Here is a 25452-nt window from a genome sequence, read left to right on the forward strand (position 1 = left end):
TAGGTCGCAAGGTAGCAGCGGACAACGCGCTGCGGGAGGTGCGAAGTGGCAGCGATCATAGATCTGTCCGGCTCCGTCGCCGTCGTCACCGGCGGCACACGGGGCGTCGGCGCCGGCATCACCCGATCCCTGCTCGAAGCCGGCGCGCAGGTCGTGACCTGCGCTCGACGGCCCCCGGACAAGCCTGTCGAGGCGGCGGGGCGCGTGGCCCGTTTCCTCCCCGTCGACCTGCGCGACACGGAGGCGGTCGGCGGGCTCTTCGCCCGGGTGCACAGCGAGTACGGGCGGCTGGACACCCTGGTCAACAACGCCGGAGGGACTCCCTTCCGGATGCTCGGCGACGGCGCAGCCGAGCGGCACGCCCGCGTCGTCGAGCTGAACCTTCTCGCGCCGCTGACCGCCTCGCTCGCCGCGTACGAGGTGATGCGCCGGCAGAGCGCGGGCGGGTCCATCGTGATGATCGGCAGCGTGAGCGGGGCCCGTCCGTCACCGGGCAGCGCGGCGTACGGAGCCGCGAAGGCGGGCCTGGAGCACCTCGCCCGCTCCATGGCCGTGGAATGGGCGCCGAAGGTGCGGGTCAACACGCTCGTCCTCGGCATGGTCCGCACCGAACTGTCCCATCTGCACTACGGCGACGAGGACGGCATCGCTGCCATCGGCAGCACCGTGCCGCTCGGCCGGCTCGCCGACCCCGCCGAGGTGGGCGACGCCTGCGTCTTCCTGGCCTCCGACCGGGCCTCGTACATCAGCGGCGCGAGCCTCCACGTCCACGGAGGCGGGGAGCGCCCGGCGTTCCTCGACGCCGCCACCGTCAACAACTGACGCCAAAGGAAGGGCACACACCCATGACCACCGGAATCTGCACCGGACGCGTCGCCGTCGTCACCGGGGCGGGTCGCGGGCTCGGGCGCGCGCACGCCCTCGCCTTCGCCGCCGAGGGCGCGCGGGTCGTCGTCAACGACCTGGGCGTCGGACTCGACGGCAGCGGAGGGAACGCCGGGCCCGCGCAAAAGGTCGTCGACGAGATCCGGTCGTCCGGCGGCGAGGCCGTCGCCCACGGCGGCGACATCGCCACCGCCGAGGGCGCGGCCTCCCTCATCGCCACCGCGCTGGACACCTTCGGCCGCCTCGACACCCTCGTCAACAACGCCGGATTTCTGCGCGACCGCATGCTCGTCAACCTCGACGAGGACGACTGGGACGCCGTCATGCGCGTCCACCTCAAGGGCCACTTCCTGCCGCTGAAGCACGCAGCAGCGCACTGGCGCGCCGAGGCGAAGGCCGGCCGGAGGCCGGAGGCCCGGGTCGTCAACACCAGCTCCGGGGCAGGGCTGCTCGGCAGCGTCGGCCAGGGCAACTACTCCGCCGCCAAGGCCGGGATCGTCGGCCTGACCCTCGTCGCCGCAGCCGAGATGGGCCGCTACGGCGTCCAGGTCAACGCGATCGCCCCGTCCGCCCGGACCCGGATGACCGAGCAGACCTTCGCCGAGACCATGGCCGTGCCCGAGGGCGGCGGCTTCGACGCCATGGCTCCGGAGAACGTCTCCCCGCTCGTCGTCTGGCTGGGCTCCGCGGCCTCGGCCGGGGTGACCGGCCGGGTCTTCGAGGCCGAGGGCGGGCGGATCACCGTCATGGAGGGCTGGCGGCCGGGCCCCACCGTGGACAAGGGCGCCCGCTGGACCCCGGCGGAGGCGGGCGATACGGCCCTGAAGCTGCTCGCCGAGTCCGAGCCGCCGCAGCCGGTGTACGGGGCGCGGTAGGAGCCGTCGGCCCTGCCGAGCCCGCCATAGGTGCCTGCGGCGCCTGCAGTGGCACCGCGCACCTCGGACTCGACACGTCCTGCTGCTCCTGACGTGACATCACGTACCGCCGGCTCGACACCACGTACACCCGACCCGACAGCGGGAGGTTCCATGAGCGACTCTGCAGCTCCGCTCGTCCCCGACGTGCTGGCACCGGCCCGCCTGGGCCCCCTCACCCTGCGCAACCGGATCATCAAGGCGGCCACCTTCGAGGGCGTGACGCCGGACGCCCTCGTCACCGACGAGCTCATCGATTACCACCGGCGCCCGGCCGCCGGAGGCGTCGGCATGACGACCGTCGCCTACTGCGCCGTGGCGCCGGAGGGGCGTACCGAACGCCGTCAGATCTGGATGCGGCCCGAGGCGGTGCCGGGGCTGCGGCGGCTGACCGACGCGATCCACGCCGAGGGCGCGGCCGTCTCCGCCCAGATCGGGCACGCAGGGCCGGTCGCCGACGCCAAGTCCAACGGACTGCCGGCGCTGGCGCCGGGCCGCCTGTTCAACGGGATCAGCATGCGCGTGACGAAGCCGGCGACCGAGGCGGACATCGCCCGCGTCACCCGGGCCCACGCCGACGCGGCACGCCTCGCGATCGAGTCCGGATTCGACGCCGTGGAGCTCCACTTCGGCCACAACTACCTGTCCAGCGCCTTCCTCAGCCCGCTGCTCAACCGCCGCAAGGACGGCTACGGCGGGAGCCTCGCCAACCGCGCCAAGGTCGCCCGCGGCGTCGCGCGGGCCGTCCGCGACGAGGTCGGCGACCGGATCGCGATCACCGCCAAGCTCAACATGGAGGACGGTGTCCCGGGTGGCTTCGGGATCGACGAGAGCCTCCAGGTCGCCCGCTGGCTCCAGGACGACGGCTCGGTCGACGCGCTGGAGCTCACCGTGGGCAGCTCCCTGCTGAACGCGATGTACCTCTTCCGCGGCGATGCGCCGGTCAAGGAGTTCGCGGCGAACTTCCCTTGGCCCCAGCGGCTGGGCATCCGGCTGGTGGGCAAGCGGTTCCTGCGCAGCTATCCGTACGAGGAGGCGTACCTGCTGGAGTCGGCCCGGCGGTTCCGCGAGGCGCTGGACCTGCCACTGATCCTGCTGGGCGGCATCACCAGACGGGAGACGATGGATCAGGCCATGGCGGAGGGCTTCGAGTTCGTCGCCATGGGACGGGCGCTGCTGCGCGAACCGGACCTGATCGCGCGGATCGCCCGCGACCGGGACACCACCTCGCAGTGCATCCACTGCAACCGCTGCATGCCCACCATCTACACCGGCACCCATTGCCCACTGGCGACCTGAGGGCTGTGGCCGACTGAGCCCCCGTCGGGCTGTGACTCCGACGGGGGCTCGGCGCCCCCTGTCTCAGGAGACCCCCTGTCTCAGGAGACCCTCTGTCTCAGGAGAACAGCAGGCGCCAGGTCAGCGGGCCCGGGTGACCGTCGGCGTCGCCGCGCAGCTCCGTGCGGGACTTCTGGAAGTCCCGCACGTTCAGCCGGTCGGCGTCGCCCCATGTGCTGCTCGGGCCCACCTTGTAGTGGTCGCCGAAGCCCCGCTTCACCAGCTGCTTTCCGAGCTGGAGGACGTACTTGTTCGAGGCCCCGTCCTGGAAGTACTTGCGGCCGGGGAAGGCGGGGACAGACGGCGTGGACGGCTTGGACGGTGTCGAGGGTGTGGGGTCCTGCGGGGCGTCGTCCCCGAGATCCAGTTCGGCCTTGGCGTACTTGACGATCCTGGAGAAGTCGATCGCTCCCGGGTCGCCGTGTTCGTTCTCGGGCACGTGCATGTGCCCGCACACGCCCTTGAACGCCGTCCACTCGGCGCCGGTCATCCGCTGGCCGTCGGCGTTCCCGTACGACGCCGGGTACGGCGGCCACTGCTTCGGGCCGGACAGCGGAACGCCGTGCTCCTCATGCATCCACGCGAGGAACCGTGCTATGCCTTGCAGCGCCCAGTCGGGGGCGTCCGGCCAGTAGATGTGGTCCTGGCCGGCGGCCTGCCATTTCGCGTGCGTCTTGGGGTCGCAGGTGCCGACCATCTCTATCTGGCACACGTTGAGGGTGTTCGTCTCGACGCCGCCTGGCAGGTTGACCAGCGCTCTGGACGAGGTCTCGATGTCGAAGTGCTGGTACCACTTCAGTTTCTTGGCACCCAGGTCGGGCACCGCTGTGAGGTTCGGGGCCATGGAGCCACCGTCGTAGCCGGGCAGGGTGCGGCTTTCGGTGGTGTGCAGAACGACGACATTGACCTCCATCGCGTCGCCGCCGAAGTCGTCCTGGTACCAGTTGGCACGGCTCGCGCCCGGGAAACGCTGGGGTCCTGTCTTGGTGGTCAACTGCTGCCTCCAGGGCTTGGTGTTCTCACAGGGTCCGCAGGTCGATCAAGAACAGCGATCAAGAACAGCGATCAAGGAGAGCGCTGCCCGATCGCCTTCACGCCTACGGCTGTTGAGCAAGATGACGGAAGGGACGTGAGTGGTTCCGCCGCCGTGCTTCTTCGCCCGCCGTGAGCCGGGTCGGCGGACCGCCGGCGCCGAAGACGGACCGGTTGACGTGCGCTAAGCAACCGCTTAGTATCCGGTTGGGTTTGCGCCCGCCTGCCCGATCACCGCCCCTGGAGTCCCCCGTGACCTCACTCTTCTCCGTCTCCGGCAAAGCCGCCCTGGTCACCGGAGGCTCCCGTGGTATCGGCCTGATGATCGCCCGAGGTCTGGTCGAAGCCGGTGCCCGGGTCTACGTCAGCTCCCGCAAGGCGGCGGCCTGCGAAGAGGCCGTGCGCGAGCTCTCGGCGCTCGGCGAGGCCATCGCACTGCCCGCGGACCTGTCGCGGGAGGAGGAGTGCCACCGGCTCGCCGCGGAGATCGCCGAACGGGAGGACGGTCTGCACATCCTGGTCAACAACGCCGGCGCGACCTGGGGCGCGCCCCTGGACGAGTTCCCGGTCAGCGGCTGGGACAAGGTGATGGACCTCAACCTGCGCAGCCCCTTCCTGCTGACCCAGGCGCTGCTGCCGCAGCTGCGCAAGGCCGGCTCCCACGACGACCCGGCACGCGTGATCAACATCGGCTCCATCGACGGCCTGCACGTCAGCCCGCTGGGCACCTACCCCTACGCGGCGAGCAAGGCCGGGCTGCACCACCTGACCCGGGTCCTGGCCAAGGAACTCGGCCCGCAGGGCATCACGGTCAACGCGATCGCGCCCGGCCCGTTCGAGTCCAAGATGATGGCCGCCACCCTGGAGGCGCACGGCGACGCCGTGGCCCAGTCCGCTCCGCTGCGCCGGATCGGACGCCCTGACGACATGGCCGGTGTGGCGGTCTACCTGTCCAGCCGGGCCGGAGCGTACGTCACCGGCGCCGTGATCCCCGTCGACGGCGGCATCGGCACCACCGTCTGATCCGCCCCCGGACACGACCACGCACCCGTTCCCGTCTCCGCCGCCCTCCCCGATCGGAACCGCGCCCATGGACTCCCTGCTGCTCTCCCGCCGCGACCTGGACTTCCTGCTCCACGACTGGCTGGATGTCACGGCCCTGACCCGCCGCGCCCGCTACGCCGACCACGACCGGGACACCTTCGACGCGGTGCTGGACCTCAGCGAGGCCATCGCGACCCGGCACTTCGCCCCGCACAACAAGAAGAACGACGCCGAGGAGCCCCGCTTCGACGGCGAGCGGGTGCACATCATCCCGGAGGTCAAGGAGGCCCTGCGGGTCTTCGCCGAGTCCGGCCTGACCGGCGCCGCCATGGACTACGAGGTCGGCGGGCAGCAGCTGCCCAGCGTGGTCACCAACGCCTGCATGGCCTGGTTCCAGGCCGCCAACGTCGGCACCGCCGCCTATCCGTTCCTCACCGTCGGCAATGCCAACCTGCTCCAGGCGCACGGCAGCAAGGAGCAGGTCGACACCTATGTCCGGCCCATGATCGAGGGCCGTTTCTTCGGCACCATGTGCCTCTCGGAGCCGCAGGCAGGCTCCTCGCTGGCCGACATCACCACCCGGGCGGTGCCGCAGGACGACGGTACGTACCGGATCACCGGCACCAAGATGTGGATCTCCGGCGGCGACCACGAGCTCAGCGAGAACATCGTCCACCTGGTGCTGGCCAAGATCCCCGGCGGTCCGGCGGGCGTGAAGGGCATCTCGCTGTTCATCGTGCCCAAGTTCCTCGTCGGGCCGGACGGCACCCTGGGCGAGCGCAACGACGTGGTGCTGGCCGGCCTCAACCACAAGATGGGCTACCGCGGCACCACCAACACCCTGCTCAACTTCGGCGAGGGCCGGCACACCCCGGGCGGCGCCCCGGGCGCGGTGGGCTACCTGGTCGGCGAGGCCCACCACGGGCTCGCGTACATGTTCCACATGATGAACGAGGCCCGCATCGGCGTCGGACTCGGCGCCACGGCGCTCGGCTACACCGGCTATCTGCACGCGCTCGACTACGCCCGCACCCGCCCGCAGGGCCGCCCGCTGACGGGCAAGGACGCCGGCGCCCCGCAGGTCCCCATCATCGAGCACGCCGACGTACGCAGGATGCTGCTGGCACAGAAGAGCTACGTGGAGGGCGCCCTCGCGCTCAGCCTCTACTGCAGCCGCCTGCTCGACGTGGAGCGCACTGCCGAACAGGAGCCCGAGCGCGCCCGCGCCCGGCTGCTGCTCGACGTCCTGACGCCCATCGCCAAGAGCTGGCCGTCGCAGTGGTGCCTGGCCGCCAACGACCTCGCCATCCAGGTGCACGGCGGCTACGGCTACACCCGTGAGTACAACGTCGAGCAGTTCTACCGGGACAACCGCCTCAACCCCATCCACGAGGGCACCCACGGCATCCAGGGACTGGACCTGCTCGGCCGCAAGGTCGTCATGAACGGCGGCGCCGGGTTGCGGCTCCTCCTTGAGACGCTCGCGGCTACCGCCGCCCGGGCCACGGCGGTCGGCGGAGAGGTGGCGGAGCTCGCCACCCGGTTGGAGCAGGCCGCGGCCCGTGTCGAGCGGACCACGGTCAAGCTCTGGTCGACCGGAGATCCGGCGACCGCCCTGGCCAACGCCTCCGTCTACCTGGAGGCCGTCGGCCACGTGGTGCTGGCCTGGATCTGGCTGGAGCAGTTCCTCGCGCTGGGGGACGACGCGGACGACTTCCACGAGGGCAAGCGACAGGCGGCCCGTTACTTCTTCCGGGTGGAACTTCCTCGGACGGCGCCGCAGTTCGACCTCCTCGACAGTCTGGACCGCACCGCGGCGGACAGCCGGCCCGAGTGGTTCTGATCCACCGGCCCGCCTTCCTGTCATCCCCATCCCTGCAGGAAGGCGGGCACATCCCCGCACGGTCGAGGCCGTAGACGACCGACCCGTCGCGGTGCTCGACGGCCGGTGCGCCGGCACTCATGCGACGGGCGCATGAGTGCCGCCGGCCGAGAAAAACGCTTGGACCCGGCGGACGCCGTCGCGGGACACTGCGATTCCTGGCCTCCCCGTACTCGCACACCTGCGTCGCCGCGAGCTGCGCGGGGGGCTCCGTCGTCGTGCCCCGCCTGTCGGAGGACGACCCGAGCAGGGCACTCACTCGAACCGAAGCTCCACACGGACATCGAGGGCGACGGTATGTCCCGGGAGAAGCACGCGGCGGGCTGCCGCACGACAACACAGGGTTGTGATGGGATCGCCTGAATCGCGCGAGGGCCGGCCTGGCAAGGGCTCGGTGCTCCTCGCGCTTCGATATTACGGACGGGAGTTGTCCCGGCTCCGGTGGCTGACGGTGCCGGCGATGCTGCTGCCGGCGCTGGGCTCCACCGGCATCAACTACATCGCACCGCTGGTCGTCGCGAAGCTCGTCGGCCGGATCGCCGACGATGCGGGTATGGCCATCGGTGCGACGCTGCCCTACGTCCTCGGCTTCGCCGGCGTACTGCTGCTCGCGGAGCTGTTGTGGCGTATCGGCTTCCACTGCCTGAACCGCCTTGATGCCCGCGGCATCGAGAACCTGTACGTGATCGGCATGGACGAGCTGTTCGCCAAGGACGCCGCGTTCTTCCACGACAACTTCGCCGGGTCGCTGACCAAGCGGGTCCTGAGCTTCGCCTCCCGCTTCGAGGAGTTCGTCGACACGCTGACGTTCCAGGTCGTGGGCAGCCTCGTGCCGCTGTTGTTCGGGTCGGTGGTGCTGTGGCGCTACGAGCCGCTGCTCGTCGTCGGGCTCATGACGATGATCGCGCTGACGGCGCTGTGCGTGGGGCCCCTCATCCGTCGCCGCCAGGAGCTCGTCGACCAGCGCGAGGAGGCGATCGCACGGGTGTCGGGCCACGTCGCCGACAGCCTGATGAACATGGACACGGTCCGGGCGTTCGCCGCGGAGGAACGCGAGGCCGCCGAGCACCGGTCCCGTGTCGCGACGTCGCGGCGGCTCACGTTGCGGTCGTGGGACTACGGCAACCTGCGCATCGACACGCTGGTCGCGCCGATGTCCGTGCTGACCAACGCGCTGGGCCTGCTGCTCGCGGTCACTCTCAGCGGGGGCGCGCACAGCGTGGAGGCGATCATCGTCGCCTTCACGTACTACTCCAACGCGACGCGGATCATGTTCGAGTTCAACCAGATCTACCGCCGTCTGGAGAGCTCGATGACGGAGGCCGCGCAGTTCACCGAACTGCTGAGGTCACCGCCCACCGTGGTCGACCCGGCGTCCCCGGAGCCGCTGCTGCCTGGGGCCGCCGACGTCCGCTTCGAGCAGGTGACCTTCGCCCACGGGGGCGGGAAGCCGCTTTTCGAGGGCCTCGACCTGGCCGTGTCCAGCGGGACGAAGATCGGTCTCGTCGGCCGGTCCGGCGGCGGCAAGACGACGCTCACCCGGCTGCTGCTGCGGATGACGGACATCGACGCAGGCCGGATCCTGATCGGGGGTCAGGACATCAGCCGGCTGCGCCAGGCCGACCTGCGGAGCCTGATCTCCTACGTGCCGCAGGACCCGGCGATGTTCCACCGCACGCTGCGGGAGAACATCGCGTTCGCCCGGCCGGACGCCACCGAGGCCGAGATCCGCCGTGCGGCCGAGGCGGCGCACGTCACGGAGTTCGCCGACGCGCTGCCGGACGGCTTCGACACGATGGTGGGCGAGCGCGGTGTCAAGCTGTCCGGCGGCCAGCGCCAGCGGGTCGCCCTCGCCAGGGCGATCCTGCGCGACGCGCCGGTCCTGCTGCTCGACGAGGCGACCAGCGCGCTGGACTCCGAGAGCGAGATCCTCGTCCAGGAGGCGCTGTGGCGGCTCATGGAGGGGCGGACGGCGCTCGTGGTGGCGCACCGGCTGAGCACGGTGGCAGGCATGGACCAGCTCGTCGTGCTCGACCGCGGGCAGATCATCGAGCAGGGCACGCACCAGGAGCTGCTCGCGTCGGACGGCGCCTACGCGAAGCTGTGGCAGCACCAGTCGGGCGGCTTCCTCGACGACAGCCCCGCGCGGGTGGACCTGCACTGAACGCGCTTGCGCTGCGGGCGCGGCCGAGCCGCCGCCCGCAGCCATGCTCGCGCTGTGGGGCGGGCGGCGCGGCCGCTGGGAAGCGGCCGCGCCATATATGGCTGAGTGAGGGCGGTCGCGGCGACGTGGCGGCTCAGTCGCGGGAGTTGCCGAAGAGGATGCGGTAGCCGATCAGCAGCACCAGTGCGCCCACGATGGCCGAACCCCATGTCGCGGCGTCGAAGAACTCCCGCTGCACCGGCCGGTCGAGGAACCGCGCGGAGAGCCAGCCGCCCAGGAAGGCCCCCGCGATGCCGATGAACGTCGTACCGATGAGTCCGCCCGGATCACGTCCGGGCAGGATTGCCTTGGCTATCGCCCCGGCGAGAAGCCCCAGAACCAGCCATGCGATGACGCCCATGTCTTACGTCTCTCCTTGTGTCGATGCCGTTGGCGGGGCATGGAAGTACCCGTCCGGGCAGCGTATCTTCTACAGTTCTGTAGATGCTGTGATGGGGGTTCGGTTGCGGCGATGGGGGCTGCGGCCGGCGGTGACCGGCCGTGGAGCGTCTATACGATGGGACTCCCGTGAATTCGGAGTGACCGGAAGGGAGACAGGGCGTGACGGACCACCGGCAACGTCCCCGGCGGCGGGGCCAGGGCGAGCTCGAGGCGCTCGTGCTGTCCGCGTTGCGCGATGCGGACGTCCCGGCGAGCGCGGGGTGGGTGCAGGAACGCCTGGGCGGCGGCCTCGCCTACACGACCGTGATCACGATCCTGACCCGGTTGCACGCCAAGGGCGCGGTGACCCGCGAGCGGGTGGGACGGTCCTTCGTGTGGACTCCCGCGTCGGACCAGGCGGGCCTGGCAGCCCGCAAGATGCGCAAGGTACTGGACGCCGAGAGCGACCGGGAAGCGGTGCTTGCCAGCTTCTTCACCTCCCTGGAACCGGACGACGAGCGGCTCCTGAGGGAACTGCTGGGTCAGGCCAGGGGCGAAGGGGAAGACTGAAGCCTCATGGGGGTCTTCGTCTTTCTGCCGCTGGTCCTGCCGTTGACGGCATGGCCGATCGCGCGCCTTGCCGAGCAGCGGCTGCATCCGCGGACCGCGACGCGGCTGCTGACCGGCGTGGCCGTGGTGATGGCGGTGTGCAGCACGGTGTGCCTGGCGCTGCTGATGGTGGTCGGGACGGCACAGCTGCCCGGCAACCCGTTGCCCGACGCCTGGTCGGACCCCGAGGTGCGCGAGGCGGTGCCGTACGACGAGGTCGCCGGGAAGGCGGCCATTCCCGCGTTGCTGGTGGTGCTGCTGGCCTGCGGCAGGGCGCTGTGGCGGCATGGGCGGGTCCGCCGCCTCGCCCACCGGGCCCTGGCGGGCCTGCCGGGCGCGGAGGTGGCGGTACTGCCCGATGAGGCGCCGTACGCCTACGCGCTGCCCGGAGGACGCCGCGACCGCGTGGTCGTGACCACCGCTCTGCTGTCCTGCCTCGAACCGGCCGAGCGCCGGGCCCTGTTCGCCCATGAACGCGCCCACCTCGCCGCCCGGCATCATCGGTTCCTGCTCGCCGTGCAGCTGTCCGCACGCGCCAATCCGTTCCTGTTGCCGCTGCGTACGGCTGTGTCCTACACGGCTGAGCGGTGGGCGGACGAGGATGCGGCCCAGACGGTCGGCAGCCGCAGGGACGTGGCGTGCGCGATCGGCAAGGCGGCACTCGTCTCCCAGGGCACCCCGGCACCGACGCTCGCGGGCTTCGCCGCGCCGGGCCCGGTGCCGCGCCGGGTGGCCGCCCTGCTCTGCCAGGCGCCTCCGGTGCGCAGCTGGCCTTCCGTGTTCACGACCGTGGGCCTGGCCGCCTGGGGCGCCGCCGCGGGGACCGCCGTATCCGCGCTGTCCTCCGCGAACTCGGCGGTGACGATGGTGCTCATCCTGCACGCGGCGACGCCGCTGTGAGCTCGCAGGGCGGCGGGCGAGGCGGGGGGCCTCAGCGTGCCGGGCGGCCCCGTGAGCGGCGCGCCCGGCACGGTGTCGCAGCGTGATCAGAGGTCGAACTCGTGCGGCGGCAGGTCGAGGGTGAAGCAGGCCTCGCGGACGACGGCCTGTTCGGTCTTGTCGAAGTCGCCGTCGGCGCCCCCGATGACGATGCCGATCTGAATGACGGCGCGGGCCTCGGCGGGCTTCTTCTTGGCCTTGGCGATCTCCTGCAGGACGCTGACCTTGCCGAAGGCGAAGTCGGCGGTCAGCTTGTCGAGGTTCTCCTCGAAGCGACGGCGCAGATCGTCGGCAGGGAAGTTCTGCAGTACCTCGTTCGTCGCGATCAGCTGGGCCACCCGCTGCCGCTCCGACGGGTCGACCGTGCCGTCGGCGGCGGCGACGAGGGCGCACATCGCCATGCTCGCGTCGCGGAACGCGCCGCTCTTCAGGTCGTTCTTCTTCGCCACGAGCTGGGTCTGCATCGTCGATGCGGACTCCTTGATGCGGTCCCACAGGGCCATGAGAACTCCATAACGGTCGATCGAAGGCCGGCCCACCCTGACGGCGGCCCGAGCCCGAAAACTTCTACAACAACGTAGAAACTAGCGGCTCGGCGCATAAGTTCCCGCGATTTCCGGGGGATTGCCGGCAGGGCGAGCCGGAAGGCGCCGGTCACCTCCTGCGCCGCGGTTCAGCGGCTGAGCCTGTTCACGGCCCGCCCCTGGACTCTCAGCCCTCGCCTCCCTCGTCGCCTTCGAAGAAGTCGCCGATCTCGTCGACGACTTCGGCAGCGACCATGCCGCCGACGACGCCGACCGCGAGTCCGGCCGCGCCCGCGGCGATTGCGGTACCCATGCCAGGGCCGGAGTGGTGCTCGCCGCGGTGGTGCCCGTCGTGCTCGTGGTGGCCGTGCCCGCCGGTGTGCGGGGCGCCGTGCCCGTACGCGGAATGAGAGCCGTACGACGCCCGGTGCTCGACCAGCTGCCGGATCCAGCCGTCGACCAGACCCGGGGAGCGCCGCTCCCGTTCCTCAGCCCGGATCCACCCCGTTCAGCAGATCCAGCGCGGTGACCGCCACATGCAGCTGGGCGCGGTGCGCGCCGGATTCCAAGTCCGCGCCGAGAAGTCGCTCGATGGTGTGAAGGCGCTGGTAGAAGGCTTGCCGGGAGAGTCCGGCCTGCTTGGCGGCTATCGACTTGTTGCCTGCCGCGGCAAGGTATTCGCGCAGGATCTTCAGAAGGTCGCTGCCGTTTCGCTCGTCGTGCTCGACGAGGCGTCCGAGCTGCCGTTCCACGTACTTCTGCAGCCGGATGTCGTCGCGCAGCGAGTACAGCAGCTCCGGCAGCCCGATGTCGGACGACACATGGAACGGGCGGGACGGGGACGCGGGACCGATGGCGTCGGCGATCTCCTCGGCCTCGCGGAACGACCGTGTCACCCGGCTGAGTTCGGTGACTCCCGTGCCGACCGCGACGACGACGTCCTTGCCGAACGTCTCGTGCAGCGCCCGGCCGACGCGCTCCACCACGGGCCGCCAGGCGGTGGCGCGGGCCAAAGCAAGGAGCAACCCCGTCCGGTCCGCGTCCAGTTCGCCGATGAGCGCCTTGACGCCGGCGGTGTGCAGTTCGGCGGCGAGGTGGTCCGCCAGGTCCGCTCCGGAGAGTGCCGTCCGTCCATGGTCGACGATCAACGGGATCAGGCGATGGCCGGTCGTGGGCAGTCCGAGCGCCTCGGCACGGAGCCGGGCCTCGGTACGGCTCCGGTAACGCCAGTGGAGGATATCGAGGAGGACGGAGCTGTGGGCGCGCCGGTCCCACCGGGAATGACCTGTCCGCCGGGCCAGGGTGAGGGCGGTCGCCGCCTGCTCCAGGATCACGGTGTGCTCGGGCCCGATGGGCGGACCGGAAGCCTGGGGGAGCATCACAAGCCGCCCCCACCGCTGCCCCTGCTCCTCGACCGGAGCCACCAGCCAGCCCTCGGGACCGCTCGCTGCGGCCCGGTCCGGCGTCGGCGCGGTGCGAGAACGGCGCGGCCAGGCCTCGAGCACGTTCCCGTCGAGGTGCCCCGCGGTGCGGCTGATCACCGCGTGGTGGACCAGGTTCTCCAGGACCACCGGGCAGCCGGTCAGGTCCGCCGCCGCCTGGACGAACTCCTCGGGCTCAGCGCGCCGCAGCGTGAGCGAGGTGAACAGCTCGTGGACCTGCTGGGCGCGGCGCAGCAGTTCACCCTGCGCGTCCAGGATCAGCGCGTGCACGGTCTGGGTGACCTCGATGAAGCGCACCCCGCGTGCCAGCACGATCAGCGGGAGATCGCGTTCCCGGCACGCGCTGACCAGGTCGCTCGGCGCGTGCTGGTAGCGGCGGCCGAGCTCGACGACGAGCCCCGCCGCGCCCACGTCGGCCAACTGGTCGACAAGAGCGCGTAGTTGGGTAGGGTCCGCCGGGTACGGCATGCCGGTGGTGAGGACGAGTTCGCCTCCTTCCAGGAAGGAGGCGGGGTCGAGCAGTTCGGTGACGTGGACCCAGCGGACGGTGCGGGACAACTGCCCCTCGCCCGCCGCCACTCGCGGGAGGCCGGCGGTGATGACGGGCAGCCGCAGCACGTCCGCGACCGTGAGGAACGGCATGGGGCAAGCTCCACTAACACGTCGTGCCGACCGGTCCGGCACGCTGACCGGACCACTCTGAGGGGTGGGGTAGAGGCAGCGCAAGGGGTGATTGCGCTGCTCAGAGGCGGTGCGGTCAGCGTTCCGAATGGGGCGCGGGGAACTGCGCGAGCAACCACGTCGACTCCGCAGCGGCCAACACACAGGCGGCCTACGGCGAAAAGACGAACCGACTCGTCAGGGAGAACCGACCCGTCAGGGCCGCCGGGCGATGAGATCGGCGACCGTGGCGATGGGCGATGTACGGGTCCGCCCGCCCGCCTCGTGCCGGTCCGCCAGCCGGTACGCGACATACAGCCCGCGCACTCCGAGCCAGCGCAGCGGCTCCGGCTCCCACGTACCGGGCCGGTGCCCTGCCCAGGGCAGCCGGGTCAGCCGGGTGTCACGCCCGAGTACGAGGTCGGTGAGTGTGCGGGCGGCGAGGTTCGTGGATGTCACGCCGTGTCCCACGTACCCGCCGGCCCAGCCGAGCCCGGTCGCCTGGTCGAGGCCCACCGTCGCCGACCAGTCGCGGGGCACCGCGAGCACCCCGCACCACGCGTGATCGACGCGGGCCCCGGACGTCTGCGGCAGCATCGCGTACAGCGTCTCGGTGAGCTGGCCGATCGTACGTTCGTCGACTCGCCCGGCGTCGTCGGTGCGCGAGCCGAAGCGGTACGGGACGCCGCGCCCGCCGATCGCGATCCGGTCGTCCGGCGTGCGCTGCGCGTACATGTGCCCGTGCGCGGTGTCGCCCAGCGTCTCGCGGCCCGCCCAGCCGATCTCCTCCCACACCTCCTCCGGCAACGGCTCGGTCGCGATCATCGAGCTGTTCATCGGCAGCCACGCACGGCGCAGCCCCTTGAGCGAGGCGGTGAAGCCCTCGGTTGCGCGCAGCACGACGGGAGCCCTGACGGTTCCGTGCGCGGTGACCGCGCGTCCGGGCTCGATGGCCGTGACCGGGGACTTCTCGTACAGGGTCACGCCGAGCCGTTCGACCGTCTCGGCGAGCCCGCGGACCAGGGCGGCGGGCTGGAGCCGGGCGCAGTGCGGCGTCCACGCCGCCGCCGTCATCCCGTCGATCCGGATACGGTCGGCGGCCTCCTCGGGCGTGAGCATCACCGCTTCCCGGATGCCCCACTCGTGGTCGGCCTCGGTCTTGAGGCGCAGCCGCGTCGCCTGTGCGGGGGTGCGGGCGACACGCAGGGTGCCGCCCTTGACGATGTCGGCGTCGATGCCCTCGCGTTCGGCCACGGCGATGATCTCGTCGACGGCCTCGTTCATGGCGCGCTGGTAGTCGAGTACCGCCTCGCGGCCGTACTGCCCGGCGAGCCGGTCGCGGGCGCCGGGCACGAGCCCCGACGCCCAGCCGCCGTTGCGGCCGGAGGCGCCGAACCCGGCGAACTCGGCCTCGAGGACGGTGATCCGCAGCGCGGGGTCGGCCAGTTTGAGGTAGTACGCCGTCCACAGTCCGGTCAGTCCGGCGCCCACGATGCACACATCGGCATCGCGATCGCCGGGCAACGCGGGCCGTGGTGCGGGGAGTTCGGTGAACCAGTGGGAGATCCGGCCGTTGACCGGGCCGGGATGGCCGAGCGTGGTCGCGCTCACGGAGTGTCCTTTCACGGCGGCTGGGCGGGCGGGGTGACCAGGGGGTCAGACGCCGAGCAGGCCGGGCAGCTCGGAGAGGTCCTTGATCTCCTCGTACGGCTGGAAGGCGGCCGAGCCCGGGAAGCCGTACCGGTTCACCCAGATCCGCCGCATGCCCGCGTAGCGCTTCGTCGGCATGATGTCGTACTCCCAGCCCTGGGCCGTGTGGATGATGTCCTCCGGTCCGCGCCCGGTGGCCTTCATCAGGTACTCGAAGGCCTGCGGCATCGGCTTGTACGCCCCGGCCTGCTCGGCGGTGAGGACGTAGTCCCACTCGACGCCGAGCTCGTCGACCGCGTACTGGATGAGGTCGTCCTCGCTGTTGGAGAGGATGGCGATGTCGTACTCGCTCTTGAGGCGGCGCAGCGCGTCCGGGACCTCGCGGAACGGCTTGAACTTCTTGATGGCCTCGATCAGGGCCTCGCCGTCCTCGTCCCGGTACTCCAGGCCGTGCAGCGTCATGACGTTGCGCAGGGTGCGGCGTACGACCTCGCGGTAGGGGAGGTACTCGTCGAGGACGCCCTGGAAGCGCATGACGTACGCGTCGTGGTGGAACTGCCGCGGGTCGACGCCGATCTCGGCCAGCCGGTCCTTGACGATCTCGTGTGTGGCGGCCTGCGTGTCGAAGTTGATGAGGGTGCGGTAGCAGTCGAAGCTGACGAGCTTACGCATGGAGTGAACTCCTCGGGGTGGGAAGGGCGTTCAGGAGCGGTGGCTGGCCTCGGCGAGGTCCAGGTCCTTGGTCTCGGGGGCGAGGACGTACGACACGATCAGGCCCGCCATGGTGATGGCGACGGCGATGCCGAGCGTGCCGCGCACCCCCAGGTCGGCGGTGACGATCGGGAGCAGGAAGGTGGAGCTGGCGGATCCGACGCGGCTCATGGCGGTGGCGATGCCCACGCCTGTGGCCCGCAGATCGGTCGGGAACAGCTCGCTCGGGTAGACGAACTGGAGTCCGCTGCCCGCCGCCTCGAAGAACTGGAAGGCCGCGAACAGGGCCACCACCAGGAAGGCACAGTGCAGCGGGAGCACGGCCAGTGCGATCAGCGAGGCGTTGATGCACACGAAGGTGCTGATCAGCAGTGGACGGCGGCCGATGCGGTTGACGACCACCAGGCCGAGCGCGATGCCCGCCACCGCGATGGTGGTGATCACCGCGCTGGAGGCGTGGGTGCTCTCCACCCCGAAGGCGGACAGCATCTGCGGCTGGAAGGCGCGGACCGCGAAAGCGGGCGCGACCTGACAGATCCAGAAGACGGAGCAGAAGACGACGGGGACGGTGTAGCCGCGCCTGAAGACCTCGACGAGGTTGCCGAGGCCGGAGCCGCCACGCTGCTGCTGCCGGGTCTCCGAGAGCAGCTCGTCGTCGCTGACTGCCTGGCCCAGGTGTTTGCGGACGACGGCCTTCGCCTCGTCGATCCGGCCGCGTGAGGCGAGCCAGCGCGGCGACTCGGGGATGCCGGCCCGGAAGAAGAGGAAAACCAGTGCCGGTACCGTGCCGGAGGCCAGCATCCAGCGCCAGGCGTCGTCGCCGAGTCCGGTCAGCGCCCAGCCCACCCAGAAGCTCACGCCGTACCCGACCCACCAGGCCAGCACCAGGCCGGACAGGGCCGGGCCGCGCATCCGGCGGGGCACCAGCTCGGTGGTGAGGGCGGAGGCGATGGGGTAGTCGGCGCCGATGGCGATGCCGATGAGCAGCCGCAGCACCAGCAGCTGCCAGGCTTCGGTGACGAAGAACTGGAGCACCGAGAAGACCACGAAGGCGGCCAGGTTGAGGACGTACATCAGATGGCGGCCCACCCGGTCGGTGATCGGTCCGAAGACCGCCCCGCCGAGGAACACACCGACCAGCACGGAGGCCGCGATCAGGCCGGTCCACAGGGCGTCGAGGTGGAGCGCGGACGTGATGAGGCCGAGGGCGACGCCCATCACGCCGAGCAGATAGCCGTCGCAGAACGGGCCGCCCATGGCGACCGCCATGATCCGGCGGTGGAAGGGGGTGACGGGCGCGTCGTCGAGTGACGACGCGCCTCCGGTGGCTGAGGTGACGGACATGCTTGAGCTCCTGGGGACGCGGGATGCGGGGGGCGCGCCGGCAGGGGGACCGGAGCGGAGGCTGAGTTGCGTCAAGCATTGGGATGCGTACAGCGCTGTACGCGGTACGGACCGGCCGTACGCGGTACGGACCGGTGGTCACCGGGGCCGCCGCGCCGGTGTTCACCGGGTGGCCGGGTGAGGCGGTCCGGGGTTGGCCATCACCTTGGTTCAGCGCGCGGCCACCGTCAATGAACAGGGTGTTCGCTTGGGCAACGCGCAATGGACAGTCTGTTCTGCGGCCGCTGTCCGGTTGACACACCGTCCACAGAGACCCTCGCTGACGAACAACGTGGCCGTTGACCCTCCCGCTGAACCGCCCACAGGGTGAGAGACGTCCCGTCCCACCGCCCAACTCGTAGCGTCTCGCGCGGGAGAGCAGCCGTATGGATCAACTGTCCGAGCCCCTGCGCCGGGCCGCACGCCTGACGTCCCTGGACCACGAATACGTCGCCATCCCCGCGGCGGACCGCCGTGGCTGACCGGCTCGTCGTCCTGCACCGCGGCCAACTGCCGCCCAACGCCGCGAGCATCGAACGGTTCGCGGACACCGTTTACGCCACCGAGGAGGAACTGCCGCTCCTCCTGCCCACCGCGGATGTCCTCTTCTGCTGGCACTCCGTCACCCAGGCCGTCGAAGCGGCCTGGCCGGAGGACCCGTCGCGGGCACCCGGCTGGGTCCATGTGGCCGCCGCCGGGGTCGACTCCCTGCTGTTCCCGGCCCTGGTCGACAACCCCCGCGTGGTGCTGACCAATTCACGCGGCGTCTATGACCAGCCCATCGCCGAATACGTACTCGGACTCATCCTCGCCCTGGCCAAGGATTTCCCAGGCACGTGGGAGCACCAGCGGCGCCATGAGTGGCGGCCGCGGGACAGCGAGCGCATCGCGGGACGGACCGTCCTGGTCTGGGGTACGGGACCCATCGGCCGTGCCGTGGCCCGCCTGTTGCGCGTCGTCGGCATGCGGGTGAGCGGCGCAGGACGTACGCGGCGCGAGGACGACCCCGACTTCGGCACGGTGCACGGCCCGGCCGGCCTGCGCCCGGCGCTGGCCGAAGCGGACTACGTGGTGCTGGCTGCGCCGCTCACCGCGGCCACCCGTGGCATGGTCGACGCATCCGTCTTCGCCGCGATGAAGCCGGGCGCCCGGCTCGTCAACGTGGGCCGGGGCGGACTCGTCGACGAGGAGGCACTCGTCCGTCACCTGGCCGACGGGCGCCTTGCCGGGGCGGCCCTGGACGTCTTCGCACACGAGCCGCTGCCCACGTGCTCGCCCTTGTGGGACATGCCGGGTGTGATCGTCTCCCCACACACGGCGGGCGAGGTCACCGGCTGGCGCGACGACCTCGCCGACCTGTTCCTGGAGAACCTGACCCGTAGGAAGGAGGGCCGCCCCCTGCGCAACGTCGTCGACAAGGAGCGCGGCTATGTGAGGGAGTCCTGCGCTGGGGCGTAGGCCCGACACAACAGTTCCGCATCCGCCGGCTCTGGCGGTCGCCCGATCCGGTGACAGGGAGTCACATGGTCGTCGATGAACACGTACAGTGCCGCCAGTAAGGGCGTCCAGGTCGGAAGTCACACTCAGGCCCACGGGCGCCCTTCGCCTGTCTGCTGCGGTCGAGTGCGGTGGGTCAGCTCCTGACGCCCATGACGCCGCAGACAGGTGCCGGCCAGCCGAGGCGGGAGTCCTCGGCGATGTGGCAGTCGAACCCGGCGACGATGTCGTCCGGGATGGGAGTCGCCCGGCGGGTGTCCAGGTCGACGTGGACCAGCACCAGCTCGAGCGTGTTGGCCAGGCGGTCATGCGTGCGGTCGAGGAGGAACGCCATCATGTGCACCGCCTTGGACGACCTCGCCAGCACGCGCGTGTGCACCGAGAGCTTCTCGCCCTCGTGCATCTCGCTGTAGTACCGCAGGTGATGCTCCGCGGTGAAGACGCCCATGCGCCGGTTCGCCCGGTAACTGTCGTCGATGCCGACCTCCTCGCACAGCAGCGAGGTGCTGCGCGCGTCCAGCTCGAGGTAGTGGCGGATGTTCATGTGGCCGTTCTGGTCGATGAAGTCCGGTGTCACGGTGGCGTTCATCCAGGCGGGCAGCTCCATCACCTGGTCGAACGACGGTATGGGCAGCTGGTTCATCTGGTTTGTCACACGTTCCTCCGGTACTGGCCACCGACCTCGAAGAACGCCTCGGTGACCTGCTGCAGCGAGCAGACCCTGGCGGCGTCCATGAGGACCTCGAAGACATTGTCGCCGTTGATGGTGGCATCCTTCAGCCGGGCGATCGCCTGCCCGGCCTCCTCGCTGTGCGCGTTCTGGAAGTCGTGGACGCGCCCCAGCTGGGACTCCTTCTCCGTCTCGGTGGCGCGGGCGAGTTCGAGCGCCTGGGGCTCGGTGTCGCCGCCGGGCCGGCGGAAGGTGTTCACGCCGATGATCGGCAGTGAGCCGTCGTGCTTGCGCTGCTCGTACAGCATGGACTCGTCCTGGATACGGCCACGCTGGTAGCCGGTCTCCATCGCGCCGAGCACGCCGCCGCGTTCGTTGATCCGGTCGAACTCGGCGAGCACCGCCTCCTCGACGAGGTCGGTGAGCTGGTCGATGATGAACGAGCCCTGCAGCGGGTTCTCGTTCATCGCCAGGCCCCACTCGCGGTTGATGATGAGCTGGATGGCCAGCGCGCGTCGTACCGATTCCTCGGAGGGAGTGGTGACGGCTTCGTCGTAGGCGTTGGTGTGCAGTGAGTTGGCGTTGTCGTAGATGGCGATCAGTGCCTGCAGGGTGGTGCGGATGTCGTTGAAGTCCATCTCCTGCGCGTGCAGGGAGCGGCCGGAGGTCTGCACGTGGTACTTCAGCTTCTGTGAACGCTCGTTGGCGCCGTACTTCTCCTTCATCGCGACGGACCAGACCCGGCGGGCGACCCGGCCCAGTACCGAGTACTCGGGATCCATGCCGTTGGAGAAGAAGAACGACAGGTTGGGCGCGAAGTCGTCGATGTGCATGCCGCGCGCCAGGTAGGCCTCGACGTAGGTGAAGCCGTTGGCGAGCGTGAAGGCGAGCTGGCTGATGGGGTTCGCACCCGCCTCGGCGATGTGGTAACCCGAGATGGACACCGAGTAGAAGTTGCGAACCTTGTTGGCGATGAACCACTCCTGGATGTCGGCCATCATCCGCAGGGAGAACTCGGTGGAGAACAGGCAGGTGTTCTGGCCCTGGTCCTCCTTCAGGATGTCCGCCTGCACCGTGCCGCGCACGTTCGTCAGCGCGCGTGCGCGCAGCTCGGCCGCCTCGGCGGGGGAGGGGGCGCGGTCCTCGGCATCGCGGAACCTTTCGACCTGCTGGTCGATGACGGTGTTGAGGAAGAACGCCAGCACGGTGGGCGCTGGGCCGTTGATGGTCATCGACACCGATGTCGTCGGCGCAACCAGGTCGAAGCCGTCGTAGAGCGCCTTCATGTCGTCCAGCGTCGCGACCGAGACGCCCGACGTGCCGACCTTGCCGTAGATGTCGGGACGCTCGCCGGGGTCGCGGCCGTAGAGCGTCACCGAGTCGAAAGCGGTGGACAGCCTCGTGGCCGGCTGGCCCTCGGACAGCAGTTTGAACCGCCGGTTGGTGCGGAACGGATCGCCCTCGCCGGCGAACATCCGCGCCGGGTCCTCGCCGTCGCGCTTGAACGGGAAGACCCCGGCGGTGAACGGGAAGTAGCCGGGCAGGTTCTCGCGACGCCAGAACCGGACCAGCTCCCCGTGGTCGGTGAACGCAGGCAGCGCCACGCGGGGGACCTTGTTGCCCGACAGGGACTCCCGGGTCAGCTTGGTGCGGATCTCCCTGTCGCGGACCTTCACGACCTGCTCGTCACCGGAGTAGGACGCAACGACGGCGGGCCAGTTCTCGATCTGCTCCGTGATGTCGTGCGGAAGCTGCTTGCGGGCGCCCTCGAGCAGCGAATCCACGTCCCCCGGGTCGGACCCGGCCTCGACGAGCTCGCCCCTGACGACATCCAGGCGCTGGACCCGCCGGGCCGCGTCGGCGAGCCGCCCGGTCTCGTGGTGGTACCTGCGGACCGTCTCGGTGATCTCGGCGAGGTAGCGGACCCGGTCCGCGGGCACCACCTGCTGGATGCCGGAGGAGTGGCGTACGTCGACGCGCGGCAGCGTGCCCTCGGACAGCCGCAGCCCCTTCTCGGCCAGGGTGGTCTTCAGATGCTGGTAGAGCGCGGTGACCCCGTCGTCGTTGAACGTCGCCGCCGAGGTGCCGAACACCGGCATCTCCTCGGGCCTGCTGTGGAACGCCTCACGGTTGCGGACCAGTTGGCGGCCCACGTCGCGCAGCGCGTCCTTGGCCCCGCGCCGCTCGAACTTGTTGATCGCGACGACGTCCGCGAAGTCGAGCATGTCGATCTTCTCCAGCTGCGAGGCGGCCCCGAACTCCGGCGTCATCACATACATCGAGGCGTCGACGAACGGCACGATCGCCGCATCGCCCTGGCCGATGCCCGGCGTCTCCACGATCACCAGGTCGAACCCGGCGGCCTTGACCACGTCGATCACATCGGACAGGTGCTCGGGCAGCTCGTGGCTGCCGCGGGTGGCCAGACTCCGGAAGAAGACCCGGTCCCCGTCGAGGGAGTTCATGCGGATCCGGTCGCCGAGCAGCGCGCCGCCGCCACGGCGGCGGGTCGGGTCGACCGCGATCACCGCTATCCGCAGCTTGTCCTGCTGGTCGACACGGAACCGGCGCACGAGTTCGTCGGTCAGTGACGACTTTCCGGAGCCGCCGGTGCCGGTGATGCCCAGGACCGGGGTGACCCGGGACGCCGCGGCGGCGCGTACCTGTCCCAGCAGGTCCGCGGGCAGCTTGCCGAGTTCGGCGCCGGTGACGGCGCGGGCCACCGCGAACCGATCGCCGGCGCTTACGGCGGGGGCATCGGTCGGCTTGCTGTCCCAGAGGTCGAAGTCGCAGTCCTTCACCACTGAGTTGACCATCCCGGCGAGGCCCATACGCTGGCCGTCCTCGGGGGAGAAAATGGTCACCCCGCTGTTGCGCAGCCGGGCGATCTCCTCAGGCACGATCACGCCCCCGCCGCCGCCCACCACACGGATGTGCTCCGCTCCCCGCTCGCGCAGCGACTGGACCAGGTACTCGAAGTACTCGACATGCCCGCCCTGGTAGGACGAGACCGCCACCCCGTGTACGTCCTCCTCGAGCGCCGCGTCCACGACCTCCTGCACCGACCGGTTGTGCCCGAGATGGATCACCTCGGCGCCCTGGGACTGGAATATCCGCCGCATGATGTTGATCGACGCGTCGTGTCCGTCGAACAGGGCAGAAGCAGTGACCAGGCGGACAGGATGCACGGGACGGTGCAGATCGCTCATGGAGGCCTTCCCAAAACACGTCGGCAAAGAGCTAGTTGGAGAGATAGTCGGACGTCCTACTAATTGATAGTAGGACGTCCTAGTAATTTGCGGGGTGGTGGTGTGAGTAGAAGCACAGGGGAGGAGTGAGGGTGTCCTATTTGTCGGCTGCCGGTGCTGCGGCGGTGCTCACAGCGTCGCCACGAGCTGCCGCAGCATGTCGTGCGCCGGCAGCAGCGACGGGCCGTACCAGGTGATCAGCCGGCCGTTCACCAGTCGGGTCGGCACGCGATGGAACGCCTCCGGGCCGTCGTTTTCGCTGAACACATACGGCTCGTCCGGCAGCAGTACGACGTCCACGTCCGGCCGGTCGATCTCCTCCAGTGCCCTGTGCGGGTAGCGGTCCGGGTGCTCGGCAAACGCATTGGCGAGGCCGGCCCGGCGCAGCAGGTCGCCGGTGAAGGTGGACCTCCCGACCACCATCCAGGGGTCCCGCCAGATCGGGACCGCCGCGGTGGCGGCGACGTCGCGAAGCGGGCCCGACCAGAGCGCTCGCGCCGCGACGAGCCAGTCGGGGACCGAGGTGTCCAGAGCCTCGGTGAACATCCGCTCGAGCGAGTCCAGGGCCTGTGGGACGGTCTCGATGACGGTGACCCACACCGGCACCCCCGCGGCGCGCAACCGTGCGACGTCGAGTTCGCGGTTCTCTTCCTTGTTCGCGATCACGAGATCAGGTCGCAGCCGCACGATCGCGTCACGGTCCGGATTCTTCGTGCCGCGCACCCGTACCACGTCGAGGTCGCCGGGATGGGTGCACCACTGGGTCGCCCCGACGAGGATGTCCGGACGGCCGGCGGCGATCGCCTCCGTCAGCGACGGTACGAGGGACACCACCCGTCGCGGCGGATGAGCCAGGTCCACGGCGGTTCCCATGTCGTCGTGCAGCGGCGGCATTGCAGCTTCCCTCGGTTTCCCTCGGTGTGACGGATCTGTCGTGGCAGTCCGGTAGTTGGACGTCCTAGTATTCCGTGGTTCCGCGTGAGACCGTCAACTCTCGCCGCCGTCGGCTCTCGGACGGCGCGCAGATTGGGTGCAGACATGGCTGATGCAGAGAAGATCGTCATCCTCGACGGGGCCCGGACCCCCGTCGGGGGATTCGGCGGGGTGTTCAAGGACGTGCCCGGCTTCGAGCTCGGCGCCACCGCTTCGAAGGAGGCGCTGCGGCGCGCAGGCGTCGCCGCCGAGGACATCGACGAAGTCGTGATGGGCTGCATCGGCCAGGTCGGCCCGGACGCCTACAACGCCCGCCGCGTGGCGATCGCGGCGGGGCTGCCGAGGAACGTGCCCGCCTACACGGTGAACCGGCTCTGCGGAAGCGGCCTCCAGGCGATCTGGTCTGCGGCGATGCAGATGCGCTGGGGCGGGGTGGACTTTGCTCTGGCCGGCGGGGACGAGTCGATGACCCGGATGCCGTTCTACGACTTCGGCGCGCGCTCGGGCTACAAGCTCGGCGACCGCAAGCTGGTGGACGGCACCGTGATGATGCTGACCGACCCGTTCAACGACATCCACATGGGCGTCACCGCGGAGAACGTGGCCGCGAAGTACGACGTATCGCGCCTGCAGCAGGACGAGTTCGCGGTGGAGTCCCAGCGGCGCGCGGCGACGGAGGCCGCGAAGGCCGCGTTCGCCGAGGAGATCGTGCCGGTCGAGGTCGGCGGCCGGAAGCCGTTCACGGTGACCGAGGACGAGCACCCCAAGCCCGGCACCACGCTGGAGACGCTGGCCAGGCTGCGGCCGGCGTTCACCAAGGACGGCACCGTCACCGCGGGCAACGCCTCGGGCATCAACGACGGCGGCGCCGCGGTGGTGCTGGCCCGGGAGTCGGTGGCCAGGGACCGCGGGCTGACCGGCCTGGTGTCGCTCGAGGCCGTGGCGACCGCGGCCATGGAGCCCGAACTGATGGGCTACGCGCCGGTGCTGGCGCTCCAGAAGCTGTTCGCGCAGACCGGCACCACACCCAGCGACATCGATACGATCGAGCTGAACGAGGCGTTCGCCTCCCAGGCCGTCGCCGTGATCCGCGACGCCGAGCTGGACCCGGAGAAGACCAACCCCTACGGCGGCGCGATCGCGCTCGGCCACCCGGTGGGCGCGACCGGCGCGATCCTGTCCCTGCGGGTGGCCAAGGACCTGCTCCGTCGGGACCTCGAGCTCGGGGTCGTCACGATGTGCATCGGCGGCGGGCAGGCGCTGGCCGCGCTCTTCCGACGGGTGCGGTGAGTCCGGTTCGCCGTAGGCCGGGGCGGGGCCACCGTTGGCCCCGCCCCGGCTGTATCCGCCGCCGGCGGCGATGTCGTCGATCGGCCCGTGGTGGCTGTCAGCCCTTGCGGGACGTGACCTCTTCGGTCAGCTGCGGGACGACCTCGAAGAGGTCGCCGACCACGCCGTAGTCGACCAGGTCGAAGATCGGGGCCTCGGCGTCCTTGTTGATCGCCAC

At 70.3% G+C, this 25452-nt stretch carries 20 protein-coding genes and 3 pseudogenes; 10 read left to right on the forward strand and 13 right to left on the reverse strand.

Annotation, left to right across the window (positions count from 1 at the left end):
- Nucleotides 1-45 precede the first annotated feature (45 nt).
- From ACWD4J_RS12135 to ACWD4J_RS12145, 3 genes are all read left to right on the forward strand, one after another.
- Complete coding sequence (locus tag ACWD4J_RS12135) at nucleotides 46-822, forward strand: SDR family oxidoreductase (protein WP_451395235.1); 777 nt, start codon at nucleotides 46-48, stop codon at nucleotides 820-822.
- A gap of 23 nt (nucleotides 823-845) precedes the next feature.
- Nucleotides 846-1760: an SDR family oxidoreductase gene (locus tag ACWD4J_RS12140; RefSeq protein ID WP_451395236.1), complete on the forward strand. Its 915-nt coding sequence runs from the start codon at nucleotides 846-848 to the stop codon at nucleotides 1758-1760.
- 153 nt (nucleotides 1761-1913) lie between these two features.
- Nucleotides 1914-3098 carry an NADH:flavin oxidoreductase gene (locus tag ACWD4J_RS12145; protein WP_451395237.1) on the forward strand — a complete coding sequence of 395 codons (1185 nt, stop codon included), beginning with the start codon at nucleotides 1914-1916 and terminating at the stop codon, nucleotides 3096-3098.
- Nucleotides 3099-3195: 97 nt separating this feature from the next.
- Here the strand turns inward: ACWD4J_RS12145 and ACWD4J_RS12150 are convergent, their stop codons facing one another.
- The gene (locus ACWD4J_RS12150) at nucleotides 3196-4131 is read right to left on the reverse strand and encodes a peptidoglycan-binding protein (RefSeq protein ID WP_451395238.1); all 936 of its coding nucleotides are present in this window, start codon (nucleotides 4129-4131) and stop codon (nucleotides 3196-3198) included.
- A 290-nt stretch (nucleotides 4132-4421) separates the two neighbouring features.
- On the opposite strand from ACWD4J_RS12150, the gene ACWD4J_RS12155 reads away from it, so the two are divergent.
- The 3 genes from ACWD4J_RS12155 (at nucleotide 4422) to ACWD4J_RS12165 (ending at nucleotide 9259) form a co-directional block, all read left to right on the forward strand.
- A complete protein-coding gene (locus ACWD4J_RS12155; protein ID WP_451395239.1) occupies nucleotides 4422-5192 on the forward strand; it encodes an SDR family oxidoreductase in 771 nt (256 codons plus the stop codon).
- Between the two features lie 67 nt (nucleotides 5193-5259).
- Nucleotides 5260-7056 (forward strand): acyl-CoA dehydrogenase, encoded by a 1797-nt coding sequence (locus ACWD4J_RS12160; RefSeq protein ID WP_451395240.1) that lies wholly within the window; start codon nucleotides 5260-5262, stop codon nucleotides 7054-7056.
- A gap of 388 nt (nucleotides 7057-7444) precedes the next feature.
- Nucleotides 7445-9259 (forward strand): ABC transporter ATP-binding protein, encoded by a 1815-nt coding sequence (locus tag ACWD4J_RS12165; RefSeq protein ID WP_451395241.1) that lies wholly within the window; start codon nucleotides 7445-7447, stop codon nucleotides 9257-9259.
- A 133-nt stretch (nucleotides 9260-9392) separates the two neighbouring features.
- Here ACWD4J_RS12165 and ACWD4J_RS12170 read toward each other — a convergent pair whose 3' ends face one another.
- A complete protein-coding gene (locus tag ACWD4J_RS12170) occupies nucleotides 9393-9659 on the reverse strand; it encodes a GlsB/YeaQ/YmgE family stress response membrane protein (RefSeq protein WP_451395242.1) in 267 nt (88 codons plus the stop codon).
- A gap of 200 nt (nucleotides 9660-9859) precedes the next feature.
- Here ACWD4J_RS12170 and ACWD4J_RS12175 point away from each other — a divergent pair, with 200 nt between their 5' ends.
- Both ACWD4J_RS12175 and ACWD4J_RS12180 read left to right on the forward strand, forming a co-directional pair.
- Nucleotides 9860-10249 carry a BlaI/MecI/CopY family transcriptional regulator gene (locus ACWD4J_RS12175; RefSeq protein WP_451395243.1) on the forward strand — a complete coding sequence of 130 codons (390 nt, stop codon included), beginning with the start codon at nucleotides 9860-9862 and terminating at the stop codon, nucleotides 10247-10249.
- A 6-nt stretch (nucleotides 10250-10255) separates the two neighbouring features.
- Complete coding sequence (locus ACWD4J_RS12180) at nucleotides 10256-11188, forward strand: M56 family metallopeptidase (RefSeq protein WP_451395244.1); 933 nt, start codon at nucleotides 10256-10258, stop codon at nucleotides 11186-11188.
- A gap of 86 nt (nucleotides 11189-11274) precedes the next feature.
- Here the strand turns inward: ACWD4J_RS12180 and ACWD4J_RS12185 are convergent, their stop codons facing one another.
- From ACWD4J_RS12185 to ACWD4J_RS12210, 6 genes and pseudogenes are all read right to left on the reverse strand, one after another.
- Nucleotides 11275-11730 (reverse strand): tellurite resistance TerB family protein, encoded by a 456-nt coding sequence (locus tag ACWD4J_RS12185; RefSeq protein ID WP_451395245.1) that lies wholly within the window; start codon nucleotides 11728-11730, stop codon nucleotides 11275-11277.
- A 208-nt stretch (nucleotides 11731-11938) separates the two neighbouring features.
- Nucleotides 11939-12211, reverse strand: a pseudogene (locus ACWD4J_RS12190) (sporulation protein); the annotation flags it as partial.
- 28 nt (nucleotides 12212-12239) lie between these two features.
- Nucleotides 12240-13835: a PucR family transcriptional regulator gene (locus tag ACWD4J_RS12195; protein WP_451395246.1), complete on the reverse strand. Its 1596-nt coding sequence runs from the start codon at nucleotides 13833-13835 to the stop codon at nucleotides 12240-12242.
- A gap of 234 nt (nucleotides 13836-14069) precedes the next feature.
- A complete protein-coding gene (locus ACWD4J_RS12200) occupies nucleotides 14070-15464 on the reverse strand; it encodes an NAD(P)/FAD-dependent oxidoreductase (protein ID WP_451395247.1) in 1395 nt (464 codons plus the stop codon).
- Nucleotides 15465-15509: 45 nt separating this feature from the next.
- On the reverse strand, nucleotides 15510-16175 hold the full coding sequence (locus tag ACWD4J_RS12205) for a haloacid dehalogenase type II (RefSeq protein WP_451395248.1): 666 nt from the start codon (nucleotides 16173-16175) through the stop codon (nucleotides 15510-15512).
- Between the two features lie 30 nt (nucleotides 16176-16205).
- Complete coding sequence (locus tag ACWD4J_RS12210; RefSeq protein ID WP_451395249.1) at nucleotides 16206-17558, reverse strand: MFS transporter; 1353 nt, start codon at nucleotides 17556-17558, stop codon at nucleotides 16206-16208.
- A gap of 513 nt (nucleotides 17559-18071) precedes the next feature.
- Here ACWD4J_RS12210 and ACWD4J_RS12215 point away from each other — a divergent pair.
- The gene (locus tag ACWD4J_RS12215; protein WP_451395250.1) at nucleotides 18072-19055 is read left to right on the forward strand and encodes a D-2-hydroxyacid dehydrogenase; all 984 of its coding nucleotides are present in this window, start codon (nucleotides 18072-18074) and stop codon (nucleotides 19053-19055) included.
- Here ACWD4J_RS12215 and ACWD4J_RS12220 read toward each other — a convergent pair.
- From ACWD4J_RS12220 to ACWD4J_RS12235, 4 genes and pseudogenes are all read right to left on the reverse strand, one after another.
- Nucleotides 19049-19178, reverse strand: a pseudogene (locus tag ACWD4J_RS12220) (IS982 family transposase); the annotation flags it as partial. The gene ACWD4J_RS12215 and the pseudogene ACWD4J_RS12220 overlap by 7 nt on opposite strands.
- A gap of 52 nt (nucleotides 19179-19230) precedes the next feature.
- The gene (locus ACWD4J_RS12225) at nucleotides 19231-19749 is read right to left on the reverse strand and encodes a thioesterase family protein (protein ID WP_451395251.1); all 519 of its coding nucleotides are present in this window, start codon (nucleotides 19747-19749) and stop codon (nucleotides 19231-19233) included.
- Nucleotides 19746-22973 carry a fused isobutyryl-CoA mutase/GTPase IcmF gene (gene icmF / locus ACWD4J_RS12230; protein ID WP_451395252.1) on the reverse strand — a complete coding sequence of 1076 codons (3228 nt, stop codon included), beginning with the start codon at nucleotides 22971-22973 and terminating at the stop codon, nucleotides 19746-19748. Before icmF ends, ACWD4J_RS12225 begins: the two co-directional genes overlap by 4 nt.
- 168 nt (nucleotides 22974-23141) lie before the next feature.
- A complete protein-coding gene (locus ACWD4J_RS12235; protein ID WP_451395253.1) occupies nucleotides 23142-23906 on the reverse strand; it encodes a helical backbone metal receptor in 765 nt (254 codons plus the stop codon).
- Nucleotides 23907-24050: 144 nt separating this feature from the next.
- Here ACWD4J_RS12235 and ACWD4J_RS12240 point away from each other — a divergent pair, with 144 nt between their 5' ends.
- Nucleotides 24051-25235 (forward strand): thiolase family protein, encoded by a 1185-nt coding sequence (locus ACWD4J_RS12240; RefSeq protein WP_451395254.1) that lies wholly within the window; start codon nucleotides 24051-24053, stop codon nucleotides 25233-25235.
- A gap of 97 nt (nucleotides 25236-25332) precedes the next feature.
- Here the strand turns inward: ACWD4J_RS12240 and ACWD4J_RS12245 are convergent.
- Nucleotides 25333-25452: pseudogene (locus ACWD4J_RS12245) on the reverse strand (electron transfer flavoprotein subunit alpha/FixB family protein); the annotation flags it as partial.

The sequence above is a fragment of the Streptomyces sp. NPDC002577 genome (assembly GCF_053594815.1).

What these genes read in the sequence shown, in the direction of transcription:
- ACWD4J_RS12195 (WP_451395246.1), bottom strand. Translation starts at nt 13,835, where the DNA reads ATGCCGTTCCTCACGGTCGCGGACGTGCTGCGGCTGCCCGTCATCACC.
- ACWD4J_RS12180 (WP_451395244.1), top strand. Translation starts at nt 10,256, where the DNA reads ATGGGGGTCTTCGTCTTTCTGCCGCTGGTCCTGCCGTTGACGGCATGG.
- ACWD4J_RS12160 (WP_451395240.1), top strand. Translation starts at nt 5,260, where the DNA reads ATGGACTCCCTGCTGCTCTCCCGCCGCGACCTGGACTTCCTGCTCCAC.
- ACWD4J_RS12170 (WP_451395242.1), bottom strand. Translation starts at nt 9,659, where the DNA reads ATGGGCGTCATCGCATGGCTGGTTCTGGGGCTTCTCGCCGGGGCGATA.
- ACWD4J_RS12210 (WP_451395249.1), bottom strand. Translation starts at nt 17,558, where the DNA reads ATGTCCGTCACCTCAGCCACCGGAGGCGCGTCGTCACTCGACGACGCG.
- ACWD4J_RS12240 (WP_451395254.1), top strand. Translation starts at nt 24,051, where the DNA reads ATGGCTGATGCAGAGAAGATCGTCATCCTCGACGGGGCCCGGACCCCC.
- icmF (WP_451395252.1), bottom strand. Translation starts at nt 22,973, where the DNA reads ATGAGCGATCTGCACCGTCCCGTGCATCCTGTCCGCCTGGTCACTGCT.
- ACWD4J_RS12165 (WP_451395241.1), top strand. Translation starts at nt 7,445, where the DNA reads ATGGGATCGCCTGAATCGCGCGAGGGCCGGCCTGGCAAGGGCTCGGTG.
- ACWD4J_RS12145 (WP_451395237.1), top strand. Translation starts at nt 1,914, where the DNA reads ATGAGCGACTCTGCAGCTCCGCTCGTCCCCGACGTGCTGGCACCGGCC.
- ACWD4J_RS12205 (WP_451395248.1), bottom strand. Translation starts at nt 16,175, where the DNA reads ATGCGTAAGCTCGTCAGCTTCGACTGCTACCGCACCCTCATCAACTTC.
- ACWD4J_RS12185 (WP_451395245.1), bottom strand. Translation starts at nt 11,730, where the DNA reads ATGGCCCTGTGGGACCGCATCAAGGAGTCCGCATCGACGATGCAGACC.
- ACWD4J_RS12235 (WP_451395253.1), bottom strand. Translation starts at nt 23,906, where the DNA reads ATGCCGCCGCTGCACGACGACATGGGAACCGCCGTGGACCTGGCTCAT.
- ACWD4J_RS12140 (WP_451395236.1), top strand. Translation starts at nt 846, where the DNA reads ATGACCACCGGAATCTGCACCGGACGCGTCGCCGTCGTCACCGGGGCG.